The organism is Streptomyces sp. ICC1, assembly GCF_003287935.1.
Classification (GTDB): Bacteria; Actinomycetota; Actinomycetes; order Streptomycetales; family Streptomycetaceae; genus Streptomyces; species Streptomyces tritrimontium.
This window is the reverse complement of sequence record NZ_CP030287.1, coordinates 8,967,524-8,989,704: the sequence shown is the minus strand read 5'-3', so window position 1 is coordinate 8,989,704 and position 22,181 is coordinate 8,967,524. Positions and strand designations below refer to the sequence as shown.

22 protein-coding genes and 4 pseudogenes are annotated in these 22,181 nt (G+C 72.3%); 12 read left to right on the top strand and 14 right to left on the bottom strand.

Annotated elements, in window-relative coordinates; genetic code table 11:
• Positions 1-8: 8 nt before the first annotated feature.
• Positions 9-473: pseudogene (locus DRB96_RS42265) on the bottom strand (CAP domain-containing protein); the annotation flags it as partial.
• 143 nt (positions 474-616) lie between these two features.
• Here DRB96_RS42265 and DRB96_RS42260 point away from each other — a divergent pair.
• Positions 617-1,678: an IS630 family transposase gene (locus DRB96_RS42260; RefSeq protein ID WP_204357965.1), complete on the top strand. Its 1,062-nt coding sequence runs from the start codon at positions 617-619 to the stop codon at positions 1,676-1,678.
• 14 nt (positions 1,679-1,692) lie between these two features.
• Here the strand turns inward: DRB96_RS42260 and DRB96_RS42255 are convergent, their stop codons facing one another.
• The 3 genes from DRB96_RS42255 to DRB96_RS42250 all read right to left on the bottom strand — a co-directional run bounded on the left by DRB96_RS42255 (position 1,693) and on the right by DRB96_RS42250 (position 3,217).
• A complete protein-coding gene (locus DRB96_RS42255) occupies positions 1,693-2,754 on the bottom strand; it encodes an IS630 family transposase (RefSeq protein WP_204357964.1) in 1,062 nt (353 codons plus the stop codon).
• Between the two features lie 37 nt (positions 2,755-2,791).
• Complete coding sequence (locus DRB96_RS43610; RefSeq protein WP_162689042.1) at positions 2,792-2,941, bottom strand: hypothetical protein; 150 nt, start codon at positions 2,939-2,941, stop codon at positions 2,792-2,794.
• Positions 2,942-3,004: 63 nt separating this feature from the next.
• The gene (locus tag DRB96_RS42250; protein WP_112453066.1) at positions 3,005-3,217 is read right to left on the bottom strand and encodes a hypothetical protein; all 213 of its coding nucleotides are present in this window, start codon (positions 3,215-3,217) and stop codon (positions 3,005-3,007) included.
• Between the two features lie 110 nt (positions 3,218-3,327).
• Between DRB96_RS42250 and DRB96_RS42245 the strand changes: the two genes are divergently transcribed.
• Both DRB96_RS42245 and DRB96_RS45730 read left to right on the top strand, forming a co-directional pair.
• Complete coding sequence (locus DRB96_RS42245; protein ID WP_343234694.1) at positions 3,328-3,873, top strand: hypothetical protein; 546 nt, start codon at positions 3,328-3,330, stop codon at positions 3,871-3,873.
• Between the two features lie 7 nt (positions 3,874-3,880).
• Positions 3,881-5,686, top strand: coding sequence for an RDD family protein (locus DRB96_RS45730; protein ID WP_239517854.1), 1,806 nt, complete (start codon positions 3,881-3,883; stop codon positions 5,684-5,686).
• Between the two features lie 93 nt (positions 5,687-5,779).
• Here the strand turns inward: DRB96_RS45730 and DRB96_RS42235 are convergent, their stop codons facing one another.
• A complete protein-coding gene (locus tag DRB96_RS42235) occupies positions 5,780-6,061 on the bottom strand; it encodes a hypothetical protein (RefSeq protein WP_112453065.1) in 282 nt (93 codons plus the stop codon).
• Positions 6,062-6,251: 190 nt separating this feature from the next.
• Positions 6,252-7,421, bottom strand: a pseudogene (locus DRB96_RS42230) (B12-binding domain-containing protein); the annotation flags it as partial.
• 327 nt (positions 7,422-7,748) lie between these two features.
• Here DRB96_RS42230 and DRB96_RS42225 point away from each other — a divergent pair.
• The 4 genes from DRB96_RS42225 to DRB96_RS42205 all read left to right on the top strand — a co-directional run bounded on the left by DRB96_RS42225 (position 7,749) and on the right by DRB96_RS42205 (position 11,709).
• Positions 7,749-8,345, top strand: a complete 597-nt coding sequence (locus DRB96_RS42225; RefSeq protein ID WP_239517853.1) for a thioredoxin domain-containing protein — start codon at positions 7,749-7,751, stop codon at positions 8,343-8,345.
• 62 nt (positions 8,346-8,407) lie between these two features.
• Positions 8,408-10,162: a diacylglycerol kinase family protein gene (locus DRB96_RS42220; protein ID WP_239517852.1), complete on the top strand. Its 1,755-nt coding sequence runs from the start codon at positions 8,408-8,410 to the stop codon at positions 10,160-10,162.
• Between the two features lie 166 nt (positions 10,163-10,328).
• A complete protein-coding gene (locus tag DRB96_RS42215) occupies positions 10,329-10,781 on the top strand; it encodes a hypothetical protein (RefSeq protein ID WP_162688668.1) in 453 nt (150 codons plus the stop codon).
• Between the two features lie 271 nt (positions 10,782-11,052).
• Positions 11,053-11,709 (top strand): sigma-70 family RNA polymerase sigma factor, encoded by a 657-nt coding sequence (locus DRB96_RS42205; protein ID WP_112454485.1) that lies wholly within the window; start codon positions 11,053-11,055, stop codon positions 11,707-11,709.
• A gap of 60 nt (positions 11,710-11,769) precedes the next feature.
• Here DRB96_RS42205 and DRB96_RS42200 read toward each other — a convergent pair whose 3' ends face one another.
• The 4 genes and pseudogenes from DRB96_RS42200 to DRB96_RS42185 form a co-directional block, all read right to left on the bottom strand.
• Positions 11,770-12,162, bottom strand: coding sequence for an SHOCT domain-containing protein (locus DRB96_RS42200; RefSeq protein WP_112453062.1), 393 nt, complete (start codon positions 12,160-12,162; stop codon positions 11,770-11,772).
• A gap of 165 nt (positions 12,163-12,327) precedes the next feature.
• Positions 12,328-13,490, bottom strand: a protein-coding gene (locus tag DRB96_RS42195) for an IS3 family transposase (protein WP_112453061.1) whose coding sequence is annotated in 2 segments (ribosomal slippage) — positions 12,328-13,203 and positions 13,206-13,490 — 1,161 coding nt in all. Because the reading frame shifts where the segments join, the coding sequence is not laid out codon by codon here.
• A 115-nt stretch (positions 13,491-13,605) separates the two neighbouring features.
• Positions 13,606-14,628, bottom strand: a pseudogene (locus DRB96_RS42190) (serine/threonine-protein kinase); the annotation flags it as partial.
• 509 nt (positions 14,629-15,137) lie between these two features.
• The gene (locus DRB96_RS42185) at positions 15,138-15,686 is read right to left on the bottom strand and encodes a hypothetical protein (protein WP_239515945.1); all 549 of its coding nucleotides are present in this window, start codon (positions 15,684-15,686) and stop codon (positions 15,138-15,140) included.
• 280 nt (positions 15,687-15,966) lie between these two features.
• Here DRB96_RS42185 and DRB96_RS42180 point away from each other — a divergent pair, with 280 nt between their 5' ends.
• Positions 15,967-16,224 (top strand): hypothetical protein, encoded by a 258-nt coding sequence (locus DRB96_RS42180; protein ID WP_162689176.1) that lies wholly within the window; start codon positions 15,967-15,969, stop codon positions 16,222-16,224.
• A gap of 259 nt (positions 16,225-16,483) precedes the next feature.
• Here DRB96_RS42180 and DRB96_RS42175 read toward each other — a convergent pair whose 3' ends face one another.
• Both DRB96_RS42175 and DRB96_RS42170 read right to left on the bottom strand, forming a co-directional pair.
• Complete coding sequence (locus tag DRB96_RS42175; RefSeq protein WP_112454479.1) at positions 16,484-16,681, bottom strand: hypothetical protein; 198 nt, start codon at positions 16,679-16,681, stop codon at positions 16,484-16,486.
• A gap of 71 nt (positions 16,682-16,752) precedes the next feature.
• Complete coding sequence (locus tag DRB96_RS42170; RefSeq protein WP_239517851.1) at positions 16,753-17,439, bottom strand: hypothetical protein; 687 nt, start codon at positions 17,437-17,439, stop codon at positions 16,753-16,755.
• Positions 17,440-17,876: 437 nt separating this feature from the next.
• Between DRB96_RS42170 and DRB96_RS42165 the strand changes: the two genes are divergently transcribed.
• The 4 genes from DRB96_RS42165 (at position 17,877) to DRB96_RS42150 (ending at position 21,149) form a co-directional block, all read left to right on the top strand.
• Positions 17,877-18,458, top strand: coding sequence for a TMEM165/GDT1 family protein (locus DRB96_RS42165; RefSeq protein ID WP_112453059.1), 582 nt, complete (start codon positions 17,877-17,879; stop codon positions 18,456-18,458).
• Between the two features lie 355 nt (positions 18,459-18,813).
• A complete protein-coding gene (locus tag DRB96_RS42160) occupies positions 18,814-20,088 on the top strand; it encodes a diaminobutyrate--2-oxoglutarate transaminase family protein (protein ID WP_112454477.1) in 1,275 nt (424 codons plus the stop codon).
• 76 nt (positions 20,089-20,164) lie between these two features.
• Complete coding sequence (locus DRB96_RS43605; protein ID WP_162688967.1) at positions 20,165-20,338, top strand: peptidoglycan-binding domain-containing protein; 174 nt, start codon at positions 20,165-20,167, stop codon at positions 20,336-20,338.
• 133 nt (positions 20,339-20,471) lie between these two features.
• Positions 20,472-21,149, top strand: coding sequence for an HAD-IA family hydrolase (locus tag DRB96_RS42150; protein WP_112453057.1), 678 nt, complete (start codon positions 20,472-20,474; stop codon positions 21,147-21,149).
• 1 nt (position 21,150) lies between these two features.
• On the opposite strand, the pseudogene DRB96_RS42145 reads toward DRB96_RS42150, so the two are convergent.
• Positions 21,151-21,417 (bottom strand): annotated as a pseudogene (locus DRB96_RS42145) (VOC family protein); the annotation flags it as partial.
• A 196-nt stretch (positions 21,418-21,613) separates the two neighbouring features.
• Positions 21,614-22,039 (bottom strand): CU044_2847 family protein, encoded by a 426-nt coding sequence (locus tag DRB96_RS42140; RefSeq protein ID WP_239516703.1) that lies wholly within the window; start codon positions 22,037-22,039, stop codon positions 21,614-21,616.
• Positions 22,040-22,181 lie beyond the last annotated feature (142 nt).

Sequence of the window (22,181 nt, the reverse complement as noted above, 5' to 3'; positions counted from 1 at the left end):
AGTGGCTGCTACTTCGGCGTCCCGAAGTTCTGTGTCCACCAGGGGCCGCCGTCGCCCTGGTGGAGGCCTATGCCGATCTCCCGGAAGTCGCAGTTGAGGATGTTGGCCTTGTGGCCCGGGCTGTTCATCCACGCCTTCATGACCGCGGCGGCGTCCGCCTGGCCGCGGGCTATGTTCTCGCCCAGGCGGGACCAGCCGTATCCGGCGGCTTCCACGCGGGTGGTCATGGTGGACCCGTCGGGTCCGGTGTGGGACATGACGCCGCTGCGGGCCATGGTGTCACTGTACGTCCGTGCCGCGGCGCTCAGCTTCGCGTTCGCGGTCAGCGCACCGCACCCGGCCGCGGCCCGCTCCTTGTTGACCAGGGAGAGGACCGCGGACTCCGCCCCGGACTCGCCGGAGGAGCCGCCCGCACCCCCGGAACCGCCGCCGGCGGTCGCGGCGGGCGTACGGCTCGGCTTGGCGGCCCGGGGGGTGGGGCGGGAGGCCCGGCGGCTTCCGGCCGCCCGTCTCCGCGGGGTGGCGGGTACCGGGGCGGCCCGCCCCCCCCCCAACACGTCCGCTAATCACATTCTATTGATCCGAAACGCTTTGAGTTCAGGCTCGTTGACGGTGTGTGAGTGATCTGGTGGGGGATGCGCGGGCCTGGTCGCCGGATGCGCAGGAGGCCGCGCGGTTGCTGGCGGTGTCCGCGCTGGTGGAGGGCCGGGACCGGGTAGAGGTTGCCGCCCTGTTCAAGGTGTCGGTGAAGGCCGTGGACAACTGGTGGGCGAAGTGGCAGGCCGGCGGCCGGGACGCACTGCTGTCCCGCCCACGAGGCCGTCGCGTGGGTGAGTACCAGGTCCTGTCGGAGGCCGAGCAGGCCGCTGTTCGGCAGGCTGTCCTCGATCACATCCCCTCCGACCTGGGGCTTTCGGGTCAGCTGTGGACGCGGGGGCAGATAGGCGAGCTGATCTTCAAGCTGTACGGGGTCCGCTTCACCGAGCCCGGGGTGGGCAAGTACCTCAAGCGTTGGGGGCTGACCTTCCAGCGTCCGGACAAGCGGGCGGTCGAGCAGGACGCGGAAGCGGTCCGGGTCTGGCACGAGGAGACCTGGCCGGCGATCCGGGCCAGGGCGAAGGCGGAGAACGGCGAAGTCCTCTTCGCCGACCAGGTCGGGATCCGCTCGGACCAGGTCACCGGCCGAACCTGGGGCGCCAAGGGCGCGACTCCCATCGTCCGCCGGACCGGGAACCGCTTCTCCGTGAACGCGATGTCCGCGATCAGCACCCGCGGCCGGATGCACTTCATGGTCTTCACCGAGTCGTTCGACGCGACCGTGATGTGCCGCTTCCTCGCCCGGCTCGTCGGGCACTTCGACCGGAAGATCCACCTGATCGTCGACCGCCACTCGGCCCACCGCTCGAAGACTGTCCGGGCCTGGCTCGCCGGCCACCAGGACCAGATCGAGCTGCACTTCCTGCCCTCGTACTCACCCGAGCTGAACCCCGACGAGCTGGTCAACGCCGACCTCAAACGCAGCCTGCCCCACACCCACCGGGCCAGGAACCAGGCCGAACTCGCCGCCGAAACCCGCAGATTCTTCCACAGACGCCAGCGTCAACCACACATCGTCCGCGGCTACTTCGGCGGCCCGCACGTCCGCTACGTCCTGAACGAGAACCCTTTGAGTTTCTGATCAATACCTATTGATCAGAAACTCAAAGGGTTCTCGTCCAGGACGTAGCGGACGTGTGGGCCGCCGAAGTAGCCGCGGACGATGTGTGGTTGACGTTGGCGTCTGTGGAAGAACCTGCGGGTTTCGGCGGCGAGTTCGGCCTGGTTCCTGGACCGGTGGGTGTGGGGCAGGCTGCGTTTGAGGTCGGCGTTGACGAGCTCGTCCGGGTTCAGCTCGGGTGAGTACGAGGGCAGGAAGTGCAGCTCGATCTCGTCCTTGTGGCCGGCGAGCCAGGCCCGGACGGTCTTCGAGCGGTGGACCGAGTGCCGGTCGACGATCAGATGGACCTTCCGGTCGAAGTGCCCGACGATCCGGGCGAGGAAGCGGCACATGACCTTCGCGTCGAACGACTCGGTGAAGACCATGAAGTGCATCCGGCCGCGGGTGCTGATCGCGGACATCGCGTTCACGGAGAACCGGTTCCCGGTGCGGCGGACGATGGGAGTCGCGCCCTTGGCACCCCAGGTGCGGCCAGTGACCTGGTCCGAGCGGACCCCGACCTGGTCACCGAAGAGAACTTCGCCGTTCTCCGCCTTCGCCCTGGCCCGGATCGCCGGCCAGGTCTCCTCGTGCCAGACGCGGACCGCTTCCGCGTCCTGCTCGACCGCCCGCTTGTCCGGACGCTGGAAGCTCAGCCCCCAACGCTTGAGGTACTTGCCCACCCCGGGCTCGGTGAAGCGGACCCGGTACAGCTTGAAGATCAGCTCGCCTATCTGCCCCCGAGTCCACAGCTGACCCGAAAGTCCCAGGTCGGAGGGGATGTGATCGAGGACGGCCTGCCGGACCGCGGCCTGCTCGGCCTCCCCGAGCACCTGGTGCACCCCGACCGGCTTGCCGCGCGGCCGCATGACGAGCGCTTCCCGGCCGCCGGCCTGCCACTTCGTCCACCAGATGTCGACTGCTTTCAGCGACACGCCGAACACCGCCGCCACGTCCTCACGGCCCCTCCCTGCCACCAACGCGGCCACCGCCCGCAGCCGCAGGGCCTCCTGCGCCGACGGCGACAGATGCCGTGCGTCCCCCACCAGATCGCTCACACCCAGCTCAACGACCCAGAACCCGAACCGTTTCTGATCAATAGGCCATCGTCGGCATCAGGACCATGCCGGCGCCGACGCCCATGACCATCGAGGCGGCGACGACCCGCCAGGCCGCCACGTCGGCGGTACCCGTCTGGAGCGCGGTCAGGGCCATGCCCAGCGCGCCCGCCCGCCCACCGACCAAGGCAGCACCGGCGGCCCGTACGCGACCGTCCCGTACGCGACCATCTCGCCACCGAGAGCGCACTCAGCCGCCGGCCCGCTCCCCCAACAGCACCACCCGGTCCGCCTCGACGGTGAACCCGAGCACCGGATGCGCCTGGTCCCAGTCGCCCTCGGGGAACATCGTGACCACCTTCCCCAGCCGGCGGCCGATCGCGCGGAGGAACCCGCACAGCACGTCGAGCCGCTCCTGGCCCTGCAACCCGAAGCCGCAACGGCCGCCGAACACCCCGGACACGCAAAGAGCCCCCGGCCGCCGGAGCGCAGCGCAATCCCACCGACAACGGCATAGCCCAGGGCGACCGGTTACGGGCGGTCAGCATGCCAATCCGCTGATCACTCTTCGTAGTGGACTGCCTCGCAGGACAGAACCCCGAGCAGGCGACGGGAGTTTCGATCTGCGACACGCTCCGCCAGAAGGGGACACCCACGGGCAAGCCGTTCACCGCCTGGATCACTGCCGCGCTCGCCACCGCCACCGCGCTGGCGCTCTTACCACCCGCCGAGGCGCATGCCGGCGCCATCGGCTCCACCCCCGTCACCGGGTTCGACTACCAAGTCGGCGGCGTCACCATGAAGGTGCCGACGGGCTGCATGTTCACCCACATCGTCCGCGGCGACGGCAGGAGGATCACCTACCAGAACGCCGGCGTCGACTGCGGCTTCGTCGGAGCCCTCAACGCGGGCTTCTGCAACTGGCGCATCGACTTCACCTACGCGGACACCGACAACAAGACCTACCGCACCGCCCGCGGGCAGACCCACACCGAGTGCGAGATCCACCCGATGCGCGACAACGCGCCCCAGACGCTCCCCCGCTACGGCAAAGCATGCGCACACCTCAACGTCAACGGCGTGCGCCGGGTCAGCCAGTGCCACCACATCACGAAGTGAGCCGCACATGACCCCCTGGCCCTGTCCCTTATCCACATCTGACGCTGCCGACGATCCCCTCCCTTCCCCCTCCTCCGACCGGTCCTCCGACCCGGACGCCGGGCAACCGTTCCCCGGCGAGGCCGCCGGACCCCCTCAGCCGCCGGAGGCCGAAGGGAGCACGGCCACCCCCGAGCAGCGTGCCGCGGCCGGCCACCTGTGGGCAGCGGGCGCCGCCCTGCTCGACACGGGCATCGAAGGCGCCGGAGCCGTCCTGCAGTCCGAACTGCTGCGGGCGGCCCACACCGCCAAGCTCAGCGGCCTGCCCCGCCCGGCCGCGGCCGCCGTCTCCGTCGTCACCGCGCTGCGCTCCGCCCGCTCCGCCGACCCCGCCCACCGCCTCGCCGACCTCACGGCAGCCGTCCTCGAACTGCTCGCCGCCGCCCACCGGCTGCCCGACGCCACCGGCCCCGAACTGGCCGCCCTGCGCGGCACCGCCCGGCAGACCTACGTACCGGACGGATCCCTGCGCCTGTACGGCCTGTTCACCGAACCCCTGATCACCGCCGGCGGCTATGCGGGCGCCATCACCTGGACCGCCGCCGCCGACGGCCGCCTCTACACCGTCTCGGACATCGCCCCGGGCGGCCCCGGCCGAGCCACGGCGGCCGCCGGGCGCACCGTACGCCTGGGCGACACCGCGCTCACCCACCGCCAGTTGTCCCACGCAGGGCTCGCCCTGTCGGGGGCCACCGTCTCGCCCACCGGCCGCCTCGGCGCGGGCGCCGGGGTCAAGGCGGTCCAGGCGGCGGGCGCGGCCTGGACGGACGAACCCCTCGCCGCCCTGTGGGCCCCGCCGCCCGCCGAACAGGTCGCGCGCGCCTTGCACTCCCGGGCCCCGGGCGCCGACCTGCTCTTCCTCGACGTGACGATCCTGGGCCCCGCCCGCGAGACCGGCGGCGACTGCCTCCTCGCCACGTGCGACGATCTGACGCTCCGCCTCACCGCGGCCCACGACCATCCCGCGCTGGCGTACCGCGACAACCTCCGGATGCTGGCGGCCCTGCCCGGCACGCGTCTGCGCGTCGTCGGCCGACTCCTCCCGGACTCCCGGCCCAGCCTCCAACTCCTGGCGGCCGCCCATCCGGCGGATCCCGCCCGGCGCGTCGACCTGGGCCTGGACCGGCTGCAACGTGCCGACCTCCCCTCCGCCCCGCCGCCGCCCGTCGCACAGGTCCCCACCCCTCCCGGTGGTGGAGGCGGGGGCTACCCGCCCCCGCCGCCCCCCTACGGAGGCGGCGGAGACCCGTACGGCGGGGGCGGCGGCCACGGCATGCCCGACCCGCTCGCCGGGATGCCCCCGCTCGCCGACTTCGGCAAGCGGCTCGCGGCCCGGGTCCTGGACGTCCTGATCATCGCCGTCCCGCTCTTCCTCATCCAGCTGGCCGTCGGCGACCGCAACCGCTACACGGTCAAGACGAACGACGGTGAGGACGTCACGGAGGTCATCACCAAGTCGTACAGCGGCAGCGGCCTGGTCATGACGCTGATCTCGATCGCCGCGTACGTCGGCTACGACTGGTGGTTCACCAAGAAGAACGGCCAGACCCTGGGCAAGAAGTGGCTGGGCCTGCGCGTCGCGATGCTCAACGACGGCAGCGTCCCGCAGTCCGGTGCGGCCCTCGGCCGGGCGGCCGTGCTCTGGCTGCCGACGCTCATCTGCTGCTTCTGCCTGTGGCCGATCGCACTCGTGATCTCGATGCTCGTCGACAAGCCCTACAAGCAGGGTCTGCACGACAAGGTGGCCAAGACCGTGGTGGTCCGGGCGACCTGACGGCCCCAGGCGTACGCAGCTCGGCGCGCGGGCGGTCTCCCCACCGGGGAGGCCGCCCGCGCGGCGCTGTGCGCGCCCGGCGAAGGCGAAGGCTCAGTGGTGCACGGGGTGTTCGACGGCCGCGGCGGCCGCCACGTCCCGCGGCACGGTGTCGGGGACCGGCGAGGCGGTCCTCGGGCGGGTCGCCGCGTGCCGCCCGCGCCGGCGAGGGCCGGGGACGGTGAGGGCGACGAGGAGCCCGAGGGCGAGCGCGGCGGCGGAGATGACCGCGACGCCGAGCCCGGTGCTCGTCTGCGAGAGCAGCAGCATGGCGATCGTCGACACGATGACGGTGGCGGACCCGTAGGCGAGCTGTGCGGCAGTCGGACGCGGCATGACGATATCCGTCCTCGAAGCGGGAGGGGGAGTCGGCTCGACCAGGTCTGGCGTCAAGTGACTCTACGACGGTGGATGCCCGAGGGGAACTGTCGGTAAGCGCGACCTAACCCATCTGAACCGCGCCAGCGGAGCACAGGGGGGCGCACAGGGTCATTTCTCCGGGCTGATGCGAGCGCGAGTGGAGGGGGAGGGCGTCCATGAGGCGCAGGCCTTCGAAGGCGTCGCGGGCGTAGCGGACTTCGCCTTCGTAGATTTCGTGGAGGTCTTGTTCGACGTAGGCGCGGGTCAGGGCGGCGCCGCCGAGGATGACGGGGTAGTCGGCCGCCAGCTTGCGCTGGTTGAGCTCTTCGAGGTTCTCCTTCATGATCACCGTCGACTTGACCAGCAGCCCCGACATGCCGATGACATCGGCCCTGTGCTCCTGCGCGGCCTCCAGGATCGCGGAGACCGGCTGCTTGATGCCGATGTTGACGACGTTGTAGCCGTTGTTGGTGAGGATGATGTCGACCAGGTTCTTGCCGATGTCATGGACGTCCCCGCGGACCGTGGCCAGCACGATCGTGCCCTTGCCGTCGGCGTCGCTCTTCTCCATGTGCGGCTCCAGATGAGCCACCGCCGTCTTCATCACCTCAGCCGACTGCAGCACGAACGGCAACTGCATCTGCCCGGAACCGAACAGCTCACCAACGACCTTCATGCCCTCCAGGAGGGTGTCGTTGACGATCTCCAGCGCCGGACGCGTCTCCAACGCCTCGTCGAGGTCGGCTTCCAGGCCGTTCTTCTCGCCGTCGATGATCCGGCGCTGCAACCGCTCGTCCAGCGGCAGCGCGAGGAGCTCCTCGGCCCGGCCGGCCTTCATCGACTTGGTGTTCACACCCTCGAAGAGGGCCATCAGCTTCTGCAGCGGGTCGTAGCCCTCAGCGCGCCGGTCGTAGATCAGGTCGAGGGCCGTGCCGACCTGCTCGTCGTCGAAGCGGGCGATCGGCAGGATCTTGCTCGCGTGCACGATCGCGGAGTCCAGGCCGGCCTTGACGCACTCGTCGAGGAAGACGGAGTTCAGCAGTACGCGGGCGGCCGGGTTGAGGCCGAAGGAGATGTTCGACAGACCCAGCGTCGTCTGAACGTCGGGGTGGCGGCGCTTGAGCTCGCGGATCGACTCGATCGTCGCGATGCCGTCCTTCCGCGATTCCTCCTGACCCGTGCAGATCGTGAACGTCAGGGTGTCGATGAGGATGTCCGACTCGTGGATTCCCCAGTTGCCCGTCAGGTCCTCGATGAGGCGCTCGGCGATGGCGACCTTGTGCTCGACGGTGCGGGCCTGGCCCTCCTCGTCGATGGTCAGCGCGATCAGCGCGGCGGTGTAGCTCGGCGGCAGCGTGAGATGTGTATAAGGGGCAGGTCCTTAGGGTGGTGCGGGGAGTTTGGGTGCTTTTCGGGTGAGAGGTTTGGTTTTATGGTGCGCGGAGGCGTGCGGATGCGCAGGTCGGGGAACCTGGTCGCGGGGGTCGCCGCCGCCGCGTTGCTGGTCGGGGCGGTCGCCGGGTGCGGGTCGGGTACGGGGTCCGGGTCGGGGTCCGGCTCCGGGTCTGGTTCCGGGTCCGGGTCCGGCTCCGGGTCTGGTTCCGGGTCCGGCTCGGGGTTCGGTGCGGGTGGGGGGAGGCCTTCGGCGACCTCGGAGGTGGTGGTGCGGACCAGCCCGATCGCGGACCGGCTCGCGGAGCTGCCGGCGAGGGTGGACGGGCCGAAGGTCGTGGTCGGCAGGGCGGACGCGCCGCGTACCGCGCAGGTGCTGGTGGATCCGAAGTGCGGGCATTGCGCGCAGTTCGAGGAGACCGGTGGCGAGGCTTTGCTGGAGCTCGCGGTGGATGGCCGGGTGAAGATCGAGTACGGGCTGGCGTCGTTCCTGGACCAGGGCGGGGCGAGCGGTTCGGTCAAGGCGGTGAACGCGTTGCGGGCGTCGGCGGAGGCGGGGAAGTTCGCGGAGTACCTCGCGGCGGTCTTCGCGAGTCAGCCGAGGGGGAAGTACACGGACGAGCTGCTGCTGAAGATCGCGGATGTGGTGCCGGGGCTGCGCGGGGAGGACTTCGACGCGGCGGTGGCGGGGAAGCGGTACGGCGGGTGGGTCGCCGAGGCGGAGCGGGGCTTCGAGGCGACGGGCGCGCAGGCGACGCCGTTGGTGTTGGTGGACGGGAAGCCGGTCGGGTCGAGGGACGGGTCGATGTTCGATGCGGCCGCGTTCAAGGAGGCGTTGAAGCGCGTGGGGATCGGGGCGCCGGCCTGAGCCCGGTCTGAGCCCGGTCTGAGTCGCGAGTCCGTCGGGGGGTGTCGGCCTAGGGTTGGGCCATGGTCGAGATTCCCGGGATTCCCGCTCTGCCCGAGGCGTTCGTACGGGCGCAGTTGCGTGACCACGGCGTCGCGGGGCGGGAGTTCGTCGAGGCGCTGCCCGCGCGGGTGGCGTTGTTCCTGGAGCGGTGGGGGCTGCGGGTGACGGGGCCGGGCATGTACGGGGCGGTGGCGCTGGTGCTCCCGGTGGTCCCGCCCCGCGCTCTTCCCCGCGCCGCACTGCGGACCGAGGCGCTGTTCCTCGCCGTCGCGGTCGCCGCGCAGTCGGCCGTTTTCCTGGTGGTGACGGCCTTCGTGGACCGTCCGCGGCCCGCGGTCGGCCACTTGGACGCCGCTCCGCCGACATCGAGCTTCCCCTCCGGGCACGTCGGGGCCTCCCTCGCGCTCTACGGAGGCCTGGCCGTCATCGCCTGGCTGCGCATGCGCGGACCCTGGCGCCTCGCCGTGGCGGGTTGCCTGCTGCTGATCCCGCCGGCCGTCGGGCTGGCCCGGATGTACCGCGGCATGCACTACCCCAGTGACGTGGCCGGCGGCCTGCTCAACGGCGCGGCGACCCTGCTGATCACCGGGTGCGCGCTGCTGTACGGGCGGGGGTCCGGTCCGGAGCCCGACCGTGCGGCCCGGCCCGGCCCGGCGCCCGCCTCCCGCACCGGCGGCCCCGTCCTCGTGGTCCGGCACCCGCACGGCTGCCCGGACGAACTCGCCGACCGGCTGGCCGCCGTGCTCCGTGGCCACGGCCACCGGGACCCGCGGTGGATCCTGACCACCGCCGAACGGCCCTGCGGGGCCCTGGCCGAGGAGATCAGCACGGTCACCCCCGCCCTCGTGGTGGTCTGCGGAGGCGACGGCACCGTACGTGCCTGCGCCGACGTCCTGGCCGGCACCCGTATCCCGCTGGCCGTCGCACCCTGCGGCACCGGGAACCTCCTCGCCCGGAACCTGGGCCTGCCGATGGACCCGGCCGTCGCCCTCGAGGCGTCCCTGGCCGGCGACAGCTTCGGGATCGACGTCGGCCGGGTCCGGGGCGACGGCCTCCCGCCGACGCGGTTCACCGTCATGGCGGGCGCCGGGTTCGACGCCGCGATGGTCCGCGACGCCTCCCCGCGGCTCAAGTCGCGGATGGGGTGGGCCGCGTACGTCCTGTCGGCCCTGCGGCACCTGCGCGACCCCGGTGTGCGGCTCACGGTGCGGATCGACGGGGGCCGCCGGCAGCGGCGCCGGGCCCGCATGGTGGTCATCGGGAACGTCGGAACGCTCCAAGGGGGCCTGCCCCTCCTGCCGTCGGCGCGGCCGGACAGCGGACGACTGGAAGTGGTGCTGTTCGACCCGAGGGGCGCGCCCGGATGGCTCGCCGCCGCCGGATACCTGGCGGCCCGCCTGCTGCGCCACCGCACCCCGACGGGTGTCGGCGGGGCCGGGCCCGGGGCCGTCCGTCCGGCCGGCGACCGTCTTCGGGTCCCAGGCGAGGCCGGTCGCGGCGCAGACGCCGACGAGGAGGAAGGCGGACAGGAAGAGGGCCCAGAAGGGTCTGCGGCTCCGGAAGCCCGAACGGCGGCGGTGCGACACGGGTCCCCTCCCCCGCCCGGCCGGCCGCTGGTCCGCGTCCATCGTGGTGCCCCTCCCCGAAACCTGCCCGCACTTCGGGCCGCACCGCAGTACATCCGATTCCCGCTCCCCGGACAACTGTTCTCCGGGGAGGGGGCTCCGGTGAGCGGACGTCGCGCCACTGCCTCTTCTCGGAGCGAATGGACATGAGCATGTCGCGTGTACAACTGCTGCGATCATCGGGCGGCGCGGGCCTTTCACCGGAATGGGGCATTCCCCTGGCCTTACGGCGAAACTGGCGCATAATCAACTTCATGCGGCTCGAAACAACCCTCTTGCCGCGAATGGTCACGCATGCATGGGGGGCATCGTGCCGATGGGGAAATCCGCCGGCGCCGGTACGTTTCCGGCGACGTCCGTGGAGCTGTCCCGCCTGCTCACCGCCGTACGGCGGGGCCGGGTGCTCACCGTCACCGGAAGGTTCCGGGAGCCCCGGAGCGTGCTGGTGCGGGAGATCGGGGAACGGCTCGCGTCCAACTTCTTCGACGGGGTGGCCGTGGTCACCATGGAGCACCGCTTCGGGGTCCGCGATCTGACGGCCGCCCTGGGCTGCGTACCGGGCATGCCCTTCCTGCCGTGCGGGACGTCGAACGCGGCCTCGTGGCTGGCCGAGCGCGACATGCTGCTCGTCCTCGACGGCTCCGACCACCTCGCGGCCGAGACGCTCGCCTGGCTGCGCGACCTGCTGGCCGTGGCCCCCGGTCTGCGCATCCTGGCCGCCGGGCGCCACCCGCTGGCCTTCGCCCGGGAACGCGTGCACCGGCTCTGACGGACCGTACGCCGACCCCGGCGCGGGTCGGCGTACGTCGGGGCGTCGGGGCCTCGGGGCAGAGGGAGCGGACCACGGGGACCATGTCGAGGTGGGTCAGCTTGAACAACGGGGGGGAGAAGGCGGCCGCGAACTCGGCCGGGTTCTCGTGGAAGCGGCGCGAGATCTGCTCGTACGCCGGGTCGAAGCGCAGCGACAGGTCGGTCGTGAGCATCGTCGGGGCGTGGCTCTTCGACGGGTCGTGCGCGTCGGGCCGTCCGCGGCGTCAGACTTGTATAAGGGACAGGCTCCGCCCGCCGTCGCACCCGCCGCCCCCGCACCCTCCGGCCGCGCCGCCACGGCCACGGCCTCCGCGCGCCACGCCGCCGGCCCCGACGAGGCGGTCACGCTGCTCGCCCTGGCCGCCCGCGACGGCGACCCGGCCGCCGTGGACCGGTTCGTCCGCGCCGTCCAGCGCGATGTGCGCCGGTACGTCTCCTACCTGAGCGGCGACCCGCAGTCCGCCGACGACCTCACCCAGGAGACCCTCCTGCGCGCCCTGGTCAGCCTGCACCGCTTCGAGGGCCGCTCCTCCGCCCGTACGTGGCTGCTGTCCATCGCCCGCCGCACCGTGGTGGACAGCCTGCGCCACAAGGCGGCCCGCCCCAAGATCGCCGACAGAGACGACTGGCAGACCGCGGCCGAGCAGACCCAGCCCCGCGGTCTGCCCGGCTTCGAGGACGGGGTCGCCCTCTCGGAGCTGCTGGCGGAGATCCCCGCCGAGCGGCGCGAGGTCTTCGTCCTCACCCAGCTCCTGGGGCTCCCGTACGCCGAGGCGGCCCTCATGCTCGGCTGCCCGATCGGCACGGTCCGCTCCCGCGTGGCCCGGGCGCGCTCGTCCCTGATCGACCTGCTGACGGACGCCGAGACCCCGCTCGCCGCCGCCTGAAACCCGTGCGGGGGCGGACCGCACGCGGTCCGCCCCTGCACGGGTTCGACGGGAGGGCCGTCAGGCCAGGAGCCTCTCCTTGGCCTTGGCGAACTCCTCCTGGGTGATGTCGCCCTTCTCCTTCAGGGCGGACAGCTTCGCGAGCTCCTCGGCCGGACTGTGGCCGGGGCCGCTGGCGGCCTTCCTCACGTAGTCCTGGAAGGCCTTCTCGTTCTCCTGGGCCTGCTTCACGTCCCGCTTGCCCATGCCGCGGCCGCGGACGATCAGGTAGACGAGGACCCCGATGTACGGGAGCAGGAGCACCAGGACCAGCCATCCCGCCTTGCCCCAGCCGTGCAGGTCGTGGTCGCGGAAGACGTCCGTGATCACCTTGAACAGCAGGAAGAACCACATGACCCACAGGAAGAGCCAGAGCATGGTCCAGAACAGATTGAGCAGCGGATAGTCGTCCACGCGTCACTCCGATCACATAAGGGACAGATCAATTCATACCGCCCCGGTGATGGATCCGCACGCGGAGTAGCCGCCCCGACGGCGGCGACACGGCCCCGGAGCCTGCCCCACCGGGCCCCGGCGGTGTCCGGGAGGGTCTGATGCAGCGTTGGGTGACAGGTTCAGTCACGCGGCCTGAAGAGCCGACGTGGTCATGACGGTCTCGTATTCGACGGGGGTCAGCCGGCCGAGGGCGGCTTGTCTGCGGCGTCGGTGGTAGGTCCGTTCGATCCAGGTCACGATCGCGATCCGCAGTTCCTCGCGGGTGGACCAGGTGCGTCGGTCGAGGACGTTCTTCTGCAGCAGGCTGAAGAAGGACTCCATGGCCGCGTTGTCGCCGGCCGCCCCGACTCTTCCTATCGAGCCGACCATCTGGTGGCGGCCGAGGGCCCGGACGAGTTTCCGGGAGCGAAATTGCGATCCTCTGTCGCTGTGCAGGATGCATCCGGCGACGCTCTGTCGCCGGGCGACGGCGTTGTCCAGGGCGGTCACTGCCAAGCGGGACTTCATCCGGGCGTCGATGGAGTAGCCCACGATGCGGTTGCTGAAGGCGTCCTTGACCGCGCAGAGATACAGCTTGCCCTCGCCGGTGGCGTGTTCGGTGATGTCGGTGAGCCACAGGCGGTTCGGGCCGGTCGCGGTGAAGACGCGGTTCACCAGGTCGTCGTGGACCGGCGGGCCCGCCTTCTTGGCCCGGCCGCGTTTCTTGCCGAACACGCTCCACCACTGGTTGTCCCGGCAGATCCGCCAGGCGGTGCGGTCAGCCATGCCTGCACCCGCGTCGCGGGCCTCGTCGGCCAGGAAGCGGTAGCCGAACTCCGGGTCGTCGCGGTGCGCGGCGAACAGCGCCTGCGCGCGATGGGCCTCCTCGACCTCGGCTGCGGTCACCGGCTCGTCGAGCCAGCGGTAGTAGGGCTGTCTGGCGAGCTTCAGCACCCGGCACGCGACCGTGACGGGCACCCCGTCGCCGGCCAGCTCCTTCACGAGCGGGTAGATCCTTTTCCCGGCAGGTTCGCCTGCGACAGATAGGCCGCCGCCCGCCGCAGGACCTCGTTCTCCTGCTCCAGCAGCTTGATCCGCCGACGCGCTTCCCTCAGTTCCGCGCTCTCCTGGCTGGTCGTCCCGGGCTTCACGCCGTCGTCGATGTCCGCGCGGCGCATCCACTTCCACAACGTCATCGCGTGGACGCCGAAGTCGGCGGCCACCTGCTCGACCGTGACGCCCGGACCGCGGTTCCTCGCGACCCGCACGACGTCCTCGCGGAACTCCTGGGGATAAGGCTTGGGCACAGCGACATCCTTCCCACCTGCCATGCAAGGCAAGCCAGTTCAGATGTCACCCGATCGTGCGGCAGACCCGGCCCGGAGCCGGGGCCGGGGGAGCGGGCCGGTCCGGGCCGGACGCCTCGCGCTCGAGCAGGGCCACGGCGTGCTGCCCGAGCTGCGCGATCAGCGCACCCGGAAGCCACAGGGCCGGAGCGTTCCCCGAGTCCCCGGCGGCCTCGGTGCTCCCGGCGTCCTCGGCGGCCCGCGCGAGCACCTCGGCGGGGGTCGGCCGCGCGGCCGGATCCTTGCGCAGGCAGTCGTGTACGAGGTCGCGCAGTTCGGCCGGTACGCCGCTCAGGTCCGGTTCCGCTTCGGTGACGCGCATCAGGAGCGCCGCGATGCCTCCGGACTGCTCCGGGTCCCCGAACGGCAGCCGTCCGGTGGCGGCGTAGGCGAGCACGGCGCCGAGGCCGAAGACGTCGCAGGCGGGGGTCACGGGCGTGCCGTACACCTGCTCGGGGGCGAGGAAGCCGGGGGAGCCGAGGAGTTCGCCGGTCTGGGTCAGGACGGGATCGCCGGTGGCCTCCAGGGTCCTGGCGATGCCGAAGTCGATGACGCGGGGCCCGTCGACCGTGAGCAGGATGTTGCCGGGCTTCAGGTCCCGGTGGACGAGGCCGGCGCGGTGGATGTCCTGCAGGGCGTACGCGAGTCCCTGGGCCAGGACCCGCAGGGACGCGACCGGCAGCGGCCCGAAGTCGCGGCCGACGGCCTGGCGCAGGCTCGGCCCGGCGATGTAGGCGGTGGCCAGCCAGGGGACCTCCGCGTCGGGGTCGGCGTCGAGGACCGGCGCGGTCCAGGCTCCGCCGACGACGCGGGCGGCGGCGGCCTCGCGGCGGAAACGGGCGCGGAAGCCGGGGTGCGCGGCGAGGTGGGGGTGGATCAGCTTCACGGCGGCGGTGTGCCCGGCGGCTCCGGCATCCGCGCCGGGGCCGGGACCGGTGCCAGTGTCGGTGCCCGTGCGCGCGCCGAGGCCGGTGTCCGACTCCCTGCCCGGCTGGTCCGAGCGGCCGAGGAAGACCTGGCCCATGCCGCCGGTGCCGAGGCGCGCGAGCAGCCGGTAGGGACCGATGTGGTCCGGGTCCCGTGGGTGCAGTTGTTCCATGACGGTGTGGTCCTCCCCCTGGGACTCGCCGGAGGACGACAATAGTGCCGCCGCGCGCGGTCCCGGGTGCGGGGGTGCCGTTGCCCGCGGCCGCCCGAACGGGCCGGGACCCGGACGGAGTCCGGGACGCCCCCGAAGCGGTGCGCCCGCAGCCCGCGCCCACCCCGCGGGGGTCGGCCGGCAGACCCCCGCGGAGTGGGCGCGGGCTGCGGGCGCACCCGGGGTACTGGGCGTGGGCGCTCAGGGCCTCGCCGGGTGAGGGCAGCGGGGGCCGGACCTCTTCGCCGGATCCGCTTCCGACGAGCCAGACGCCGATGCAGGCGGCGAGCGCCACGAGCCCGCCGGAGCGGGCTCGGTTCGTGTCCATCACGGGCCCCCTCGCCGTCGCGCCTTCGAACGCTGTGTGGTGACTGGCCGTCGCCCGGCCCCGCGAACGGGGGGGACCTCGCGGGGCGGGCGACGGGGGACGGTACCGGTCGGACCGCGGCCGGAGCCGCGGTGGGCGTCCGTCAGCTCCGCGTGCCGCTCGCCCGGCGACGCAGGAGCCAGATACCGCCGGCGGCGGTCGCGGCCAGCACTGCCGCTCCCGCCGCGATCTTGGCGGGGTCGGCGGTGGTGGTCGTGCCACCGCCCACCCCGGTACGCACGTGGCCCTGGGGGCCGCGGTCGTGTTCGGTGACGATCAGGTCGCCGGTGGCGAACTTGCCGTTCGCGCAGGTGGCGCCGATGCCGTAGGTCCCGGGAGGGGTGCCGCGGGAGACCTGGAACTGCCCCACGACCACCTCCTTGCGGGTCCCCGGGGTCAGTTTGAAGCGGCCGCCACCGACGGTGGTGGCATCGCCCTCGGCGTGGCTCGCGCGGCCGCAGGCGCTGGTGTTCACCGTGACGGTGGTGCCGGGGGAGGCGGACTTGGGCCAGACCTCCAGCGGGGCGAAGTCCCCGGCCGCGAAACCCGCCACGCCCAGCTCCGCGGCGGCGACCGCGCCGGCCACCGGGCCGGTGAACGCGGCAGCGGTCAGCGCGGTGGCGGTGAGCACGTGGGCGGTGCGTCGGCGCATTGGAGGTCTCCTGTGGACACGGGGTCGTGTTCCCGAGATAACCGGGGGTGGCGGCTGCGCGCCTGCTGATGCGCTGTCAGATGTGGCCCGGAGTGCCCGTCGGCACACCGTTTCCGCAGGTCGGAGGCGACGAGGGGCCATCCGTGGACCCCCACCCCGTCCGGGTGACGGCGGCCCTCCTCGGGGCGCCTCAACCCTCCCCGGCCCTCGCCGGGGGGTGCCCCGGGCCGGGGGCGAACGCCCTGGGCTCAACGTGCGTGCGACGTTGCTGCGTGGCTGCATGGACATGGCCGCGGCCGGACAGACCAGCGGCGCGCAGGCCCTGGCTGCAGCAGTGTGGGACACGACCGTCCGCGGGTTCGTGCGGGCCACGCCCTCGTTGCAGACCAGCAGGGGCCGCTTCGCATACAGGGAGCTGCTTGAGGGGCTGCCGAAGGCAGAAGAACAGGAGATGGTCCGCAGGCGGACACCGCCCGACGCGGAGCGGCGGGCCGCTTCCCGGCTTGCGGGCGCAGCTCTGCCGCTGCACCAACTGTGACATGGTGCGTGCGCGCGCGCAACTAATTCGGAGGTGGGTTCCCCCGGGGACCCGCCCGGCCCCGGAAACGCCGGATGCCCGGCCTCCGGGAAGGAGGCCGGGCATCCGGTGCGGTGCGATGGCGCGTGGCGGGTGGTGGGTGGTACGGGTCGGGTCGGGTGCTCGGCCGGTGCCCGGCGGTGCCCGGCGGTGCCCGGCGGGGCCGGCGGTGCTCAGCGAGTGCTCGGCGGGTGCTCGGCGGGCCGCGGGGGCCGGCGGGTCAGGCCGGCGCCACCCCGGGCATCCCCGCCGCCGTACGCCTGCTGGCGTCGCGCTCGGCCGCGAACACGTCCTCCAGCCGGAACAGCTGCGCCCGCCCGGCCTTGCCCGCCGCCGTCAGCCGCCCGAGCTGGACCCACTTGCGGATCGTGGAGGGCGCGACCCCGGCCTCGTGGGCGGCCAGCGGACCCGGGATCAGCGTGGGGAGCGGGGAGAACCGGGCGAGGGGGGCCTGAGGGGCCGGCGCGGGGAGCGCAGGGAGCGGAGGGGTCACTGGGCGTTGCCTTCCATCGCGGAGTCGAGTTCCTCGGTGCGGCAGCCCGAGTCGGACGCCAGTACGGCCCACTCGCCCTCGGGCCACAGGTGGCGGTAGGCCGGATCGTCGTGGCAGCCGCACTCCTCGCCGGTGCAGCGGCAGGCCGGGTTGACGCACAGCACGGCCCGGCGGTCGGGGAAGGCGCGCAGGGACACGGAGTCGCACCACGGGCAGCGGCCGGACACCCGCACCACCTGCTCGGTGTCCCCGAGCGCGCGGGCGCAGCGGCGCGCCATGCGCCGCAGCTCGTCCCGCACGTGCCGGGCGAGGTCCGGATGGGCCGCGATCTCGTCCAGCAGGGCCGCGAGCCGGCGCAGCCGTACGGGCACCAGGGCGCGGCGGGGCCGCAGGATCCCGAGCCGGGCGCACACGGCCTCCTCCAGCTCGACCACCCCGTCGGTGATGTCGCGGATGGCGTCGGAGACGTACAGGCGCAGGGGCGCGGCGCTGTGACCGGGGGCGGACAGGCCGTGGCGCTGCTGGACGGCCAGCGCCTCGCGCCGCTCCTCGCGTACGAGCGCGTCGTCGCGCGGGGTGCGGGGGGAGGGGGCCGTCCGGGACCCCGGCCCTGCCGACGCCGGGGGCGCCGGTGCCCTTGACCCGTCCCTTGTACACCTCTCCGAGCCCACGAGACCTGGCACGAACTCGGATGGCTTCTTTTTCAGATGACAGTGTGGGGACATGGGCATGTCATGACGAGGACTGTAACGCGGCCGGATGTGAGGGGAGTTGGGGTGGGGGTGCGTGCGGTGCAGAGTGGGCCCAAAGTCCTCTTTTGGGAGGTGGCGGGCGTCGCGTACGCTGGAGGAGCAGAAGGGGAGTAGCTCTTCGCCGGAACGTCGACATACTGCTGGGTCACACCAGCCGGCGCCCGGAGGCAGGCCGCGCGTTCGTGTGCGGGGTCGGCCAGCGAGACCTTCGGCCGCAGTGTCCTGTGCGTACGTGCATTCAGTCGTGCCGTGTACGTGTACTAGCTCAGGGCGCCGCCGAGCCGAAGCGACCCCTGATCCACATCCGGTCTTGGTCTCGCACTCTCGGTCTCGATGGCGTCCTGCCCGACCGATAGAGGTTCCGCTCCGTGTTCAGCTTCACCGTGATGGCGATCGCCTTCGGCGTCGTCTTCCTCGCCGAGCTCCCCGACAAGACGGCCCTGGCGGGTCTGATGCTCGGCACCCGCTACCGCGCCTCGTACGTCTTCGTGGGTGTCGCAGCGGCCTTCGCCGTGCACGTGGCCCTCGCCATCGCGGCCGGCAGCGTCCTCACCCTGCTTCCGCACCGGCTGGTGCAGGCCGTCGTGGGCGTGCTGTTCCTGGCGGGCGCGGCGATGCTGCTCCTGAAGAAGAGCGACGGGGAGGAAGAGGTCAAGCCGCCTGCCGACCAGTCCTTCTGGAAGGTCTCGGGGGCGGGCTTCATGCTGATCCTGGTCGCCGAGTTCGGTGACCTGACGCAGATCATGACCGCGAACCTCGCCGCGCGGTACGACGACCCCGTCTCGGTCGGCATCGGAGCGGTGCTCGCCCTGTGGGCCGTGGCCGGCATCGGGATCCTGGGCGGGCGGACGCTGATGAAGTACGTGCCGCTGAGCCTGATCACGAAGATCGCGGCGGGGGTGATGGGGGCGCTGGCGGTGTTCTCGCTGTATGAGGCCGTCGCGGGGTAGGACGGGCGGGTGTGGGCGTGGGTGTGGGTGCGGGTGCCCGACCGGGCCTGACGGGGGCGCGAACGATCGCTACGCGCTTCTCGTCGTTGGCGGCCTCGCGTGTGCGGGTGGCCGCCTCCGTTCCCGATCGACTTCGTCGCTCGGACAACCGGCCGGGCAGCGTCTGCGGCCACGCCTTCGACCCGCTGCGCCGGTGGAGCCGGCTTCGGGTGGTCCAGGTCGACTGGGAGCGGGCACGTCGGCTGAGGTCCGTGATCCCGTCGCCTGTCCCTGGGTGCTGGACGGCGGGCGGTGTCAGTGGGCTGTCCCTTATAAGCCGACTCCCGTTGAGCCTGCCGTCGGGCCGGGGGCGGGGATCCTGCGGCGGCAGGCTCAACGGGAGTCGGCCGCGCGGACGTACGCGCGCTCCCTGCCCATCGTCCCGGTGCGTGCCAGGGGCCTGACCATCGAGGGCGCGGACGGGCGGCGCTACCTCGACTGCCTCTCCGGCGCAGGCACCCTCGCCCTCGGCCACAACCACCCCGTCGTGCTCGAAGCCATCCGCGGGGTCCTCGACTCCGGGGCCCCGCTGCACGTCCTGGACCTCGCGACACCGGTCAAGGACGCCTTCACCACGGAGCTGTTCGCCAACCTGCCGGCGGAGCTCGCCGCCGACGCCCGCATCCAGTTCTGCGGGCCGGCCGGGACGGACGCGGTGGAGGCGGCGCTCACCCTGGTCCGCACCGCCACCGGACGGCCGGGGCTGCTCGCCTTCACCGGGGCCTACCACGGCATGACCGCGGGGGCGTTGGCGGCCTCGGGCGGGGCGCCGGACGTACGGGTGACCCGGCTGCCGTACCCGCAGGACTACCGCTGCCCGTTCGGGGTCGGCGGGGCCGAGGGCGCGGAGATGTCGGCCCGCTGGACGCAGAGCCTGCTGGACGACCCCAAGGGCGGGGTGGCCGCGCCGGCCGGGATGATCGTCGAACCGGTCCAGGGCGAGGGCGGGGTCCACCCCTCCCCGGACGCCTGGCTGCGCAGGATGCGGGAGATCACGGCGGCGCGGGGGATCCCGCTGATCGCCGACGAGGTCCAGACGGGGGTCGGGCGGACCGGAGCGTTCTGGGGCGTCGACCACGCCGGGGTCGTACCCGATGTGATGGTGCTGTCCAAAGCCATCGGCGGCAGCCTGCCGCTCGCGGTCATCGTGTACCGGGCGGAGCTGGACCAGTGGGCCCCCGGAGCCCACGCGGGGACCTTCCGCGGCAACCAGCTGGCCATGGCGGCGGGCACCGCGACGCTCGCCTACGTCCGGCGCAACGGCCTCGCGGACCGTGCGCGGACCCTGGGCGCGCGGATGCTGGCCTCCCTGCGGGGCCTGATCCCGGCCCACCCGTGCGTGGGGGACGTACGGGGCCGCGGGCTGATGATCGGCGTCGAACTGATCGACCCCGACACCGGGGGAGCCGCGCCCGCCCTCGCGGTGGCCGTCCGCCAGGCATGCCTGGACCGCGGCCTGATCGTCGAACTCGGGGGCCGCCACTCCAGCGTCGTCCGCCTCCTCCCTCCGCTGACCCTGACCGACGAACAGTCCGCGGCCGTCCTCGACCGCCTCGCCGACGCCATCCCTGCCGCCGCCACCCGCCGCTAAGGACCCCCGATGCCCGACGCCTGTCCCCCCGGCACCCCTCGCCCCCACGCTGCGGTACGGGGACTCGGGCGCCGAGGTGGAGAAGCTCCAGCGCCTGCTGGCCGCGCGGGGCGTGTACTCGGGCAAGTTCGACGGCAAGTACGGCACGCGCACGGAGAACGCGGTGTCGACGTTCCAGTGGCAGAACGACATCGAGGGCGACGACTGGGGCGTCTACGGTCCGGCGACCCGGCGCGCATTGGAGGGATAGAACACACCCCCGGTGGTGGCGCGGACCCCTCACGGCTTTGTATCCTTCAGGAACAAAGTGGTTCCGTCCTCATTCCCTGACCGGTGGACGGAACCACTTGTTCTCTTTTCCCGCCCCGTCTGGAGCCCCGCCGATGCCGGCCAGCACCACCACCCCCGCCGTCCTGACCGCCAAGGCCCTGCTCCTGGACATGGACGGCACCATCGTCAACTCCGACGCGGTGGTCGAACGCTGCTGGCGCGACTGGGCCGTCTCCCACGGCCTGGACCCGCAGGAGGCCCTCAAGGTGGTCCACGGCCGCCAGGGCTACGCCACGATGGCGATCCTCCTGCCGGACCGCCCGGTCGAGGAGAACCACGCCGAGAACGCGGTGATGCTGGCCCGCGAGACCGCCGACACCGACGGTGTGGTCCCGGTCGGCGGCGCCCCGGAGTTCATGGCCTCCATCAGCAACCTCCCGCACGCCCTGGTCACCTCCGCGGACAAGGCGCTGGCCACGGCCCGGATGACCGCCGCGGCCCTGCCGATGCCGGAGGTCCAGGTGACCGCCGAGTCCGTCAAGGCCAGCAAGCCCCACCCCGAGGGCTTCCTGATGGGCGCGGCCGCGCTCGGCGTGGACCCGGCCGACTGCATCGTCTTCGAGGACTCGGCCGCCGGCATCGCCGCGGGCCGGGCCGCGGGCATGCGCGTCATTGGCGTCGGCCCCCGCGCCGCCGCCCACGCCCCCACCGCCCACGTCCTGGACCTGACGGCCGTCGACGTCACCGCCTCCCCCGACGGCTCCATCACCCTGACGCTCCAGAGCGCCTGACTCACACGACGCAGAACTCGTTGCCCTCGGGATCCTGCAGCACGACGGCGTAGAAGCCCTCGGGCTCGTCCATGACGCGCAGCACCGTCGCGCCCGCCCCGGTGAGCGCCGCGACCTTCTCGTCGACCCTCCGGGTCCGCACCTCGACCGCGACACCGCGCCCGCCTCCGACCTTCAGGTCGAGGTGCACCCGGTTCTTCCCGCTCTTCGCCTCCGGAACCTGCTGGAACCACACCCTCGGCCCCCGCCCCGCCGGATCCACGATCGACCTGTCCATTTTACACTTCTCACGCTGCCGACGATCCTCTCCCCTGACCCGGACGGCCACCCCCGCCAATGCCGCGTCAGGACTCCGGGCTCCCGTTTTTCGGACTTCCCCCGCCATGCTGCTCTCCCCCGTCGCCTTGACCTTGCCGAGCTTGATGGGATTGCCGAGCTCGTTGGGATGGGTGGACCTGGTGGGCCTACGCGCTGCCCTCAGCCGGACTGCTCTCGGCCGCGCTGCCTTCGGCCGCAGCACCCTCGGCCGCACCGCCCTCGGCCGGCCCACGCGCGTCGCTGCGGTTCCACGTCAAAGTGACCGAGAAATTGGCCACCGTCGCCGTGCTGGCGATGACGACGCCCGCCTCCGCGGACAGCGACACCCCGAACTCGAGGGTTATCTCGTCCGGCGCGTGGGCCAGCTCCCGGAACCTGCCCACGAAGCTGTCCGCCACGGGCCGCACCGTGTCCAGCATCGCGTCGAGCGACTGCCGGGCCCTCGCTATGGGGCGGTCGCCCCGTCCCACCCGGACGAGGCTCTCGTCCACCTCGTGGATCTGCACCCGGACGAACGTGTCGCCGCCCTCGCCCACGGGTACCTCGACTGTGCGCACCAGACGGTCACTCATGACGTCCTCCAGCACTCTGGGAACCACTTGTCCCCCGTGCGGCGGTCGGGCCGCGATCGGGGCCCCACCCTATTCAGTTGTGGAGTACTTTTCTAGAAGATAGTTCTACTTTTGATTACACTAGGCTGTCCGGCATGACGCC

Coding starts and splice junctions, on each gene's coding strand:
- DRB96_RS42185 (WP_239515945.1), bottom strand. CDS start 15,686: ATGCGCCGACGCACCGCCCACGTGCTCACCGCCACCGCGCTGACCGCT.
- DRB96_RS42180 (WP_162689176.1), top strand. CDS start 15,967: ATGGACATGGCCGCGGCCGGACAGACCAGCGGCGCGCAGGCCCTGGCT.
- DRB96_RS45730 (WP_239517854.1), top strand. CDS start 3,881: ATGACCCCCTGGCCCTGTCCCTTATCCACATCTGACGCTGCCGACGAT.
- DRB96_RS42150 (WP_112453057.1), top strand. CDS start 20,472: ATGCCGGCCAGCACCACCACCCCCGCCGTCCTGACCGCCAAGGCCCTG.
- DRB96_RS42215 (WP_162688668.1), top strand. CDS start 10,329: ATGGGGAAATCCGCCGGCGCCGGTACGTTTCCGGCGACGTCCGTGGAG.
- DRB96_RS42220 (WP_239517852.1), top strand. CDS start 8,408: ATGGTCGAGATTCCCGGGATTCCCGCTCTGCCCGAGGCGTTCGTACGG.
- DRB96_RS42140 (WP_239516703.1), bottom strand. CDS start 22,039: ATGAGTGACCGTCTGGTGCGCACAGTCGAGGTACCCGTGGGCGAGGGC.
- DRB96_RS42235 (WP_112453065.1), bottom strand. CDS start 6,061: ATGCCGCGTCCGACTGCCGCACAGCTCGCCTACGGGTCCGCCACCGTC.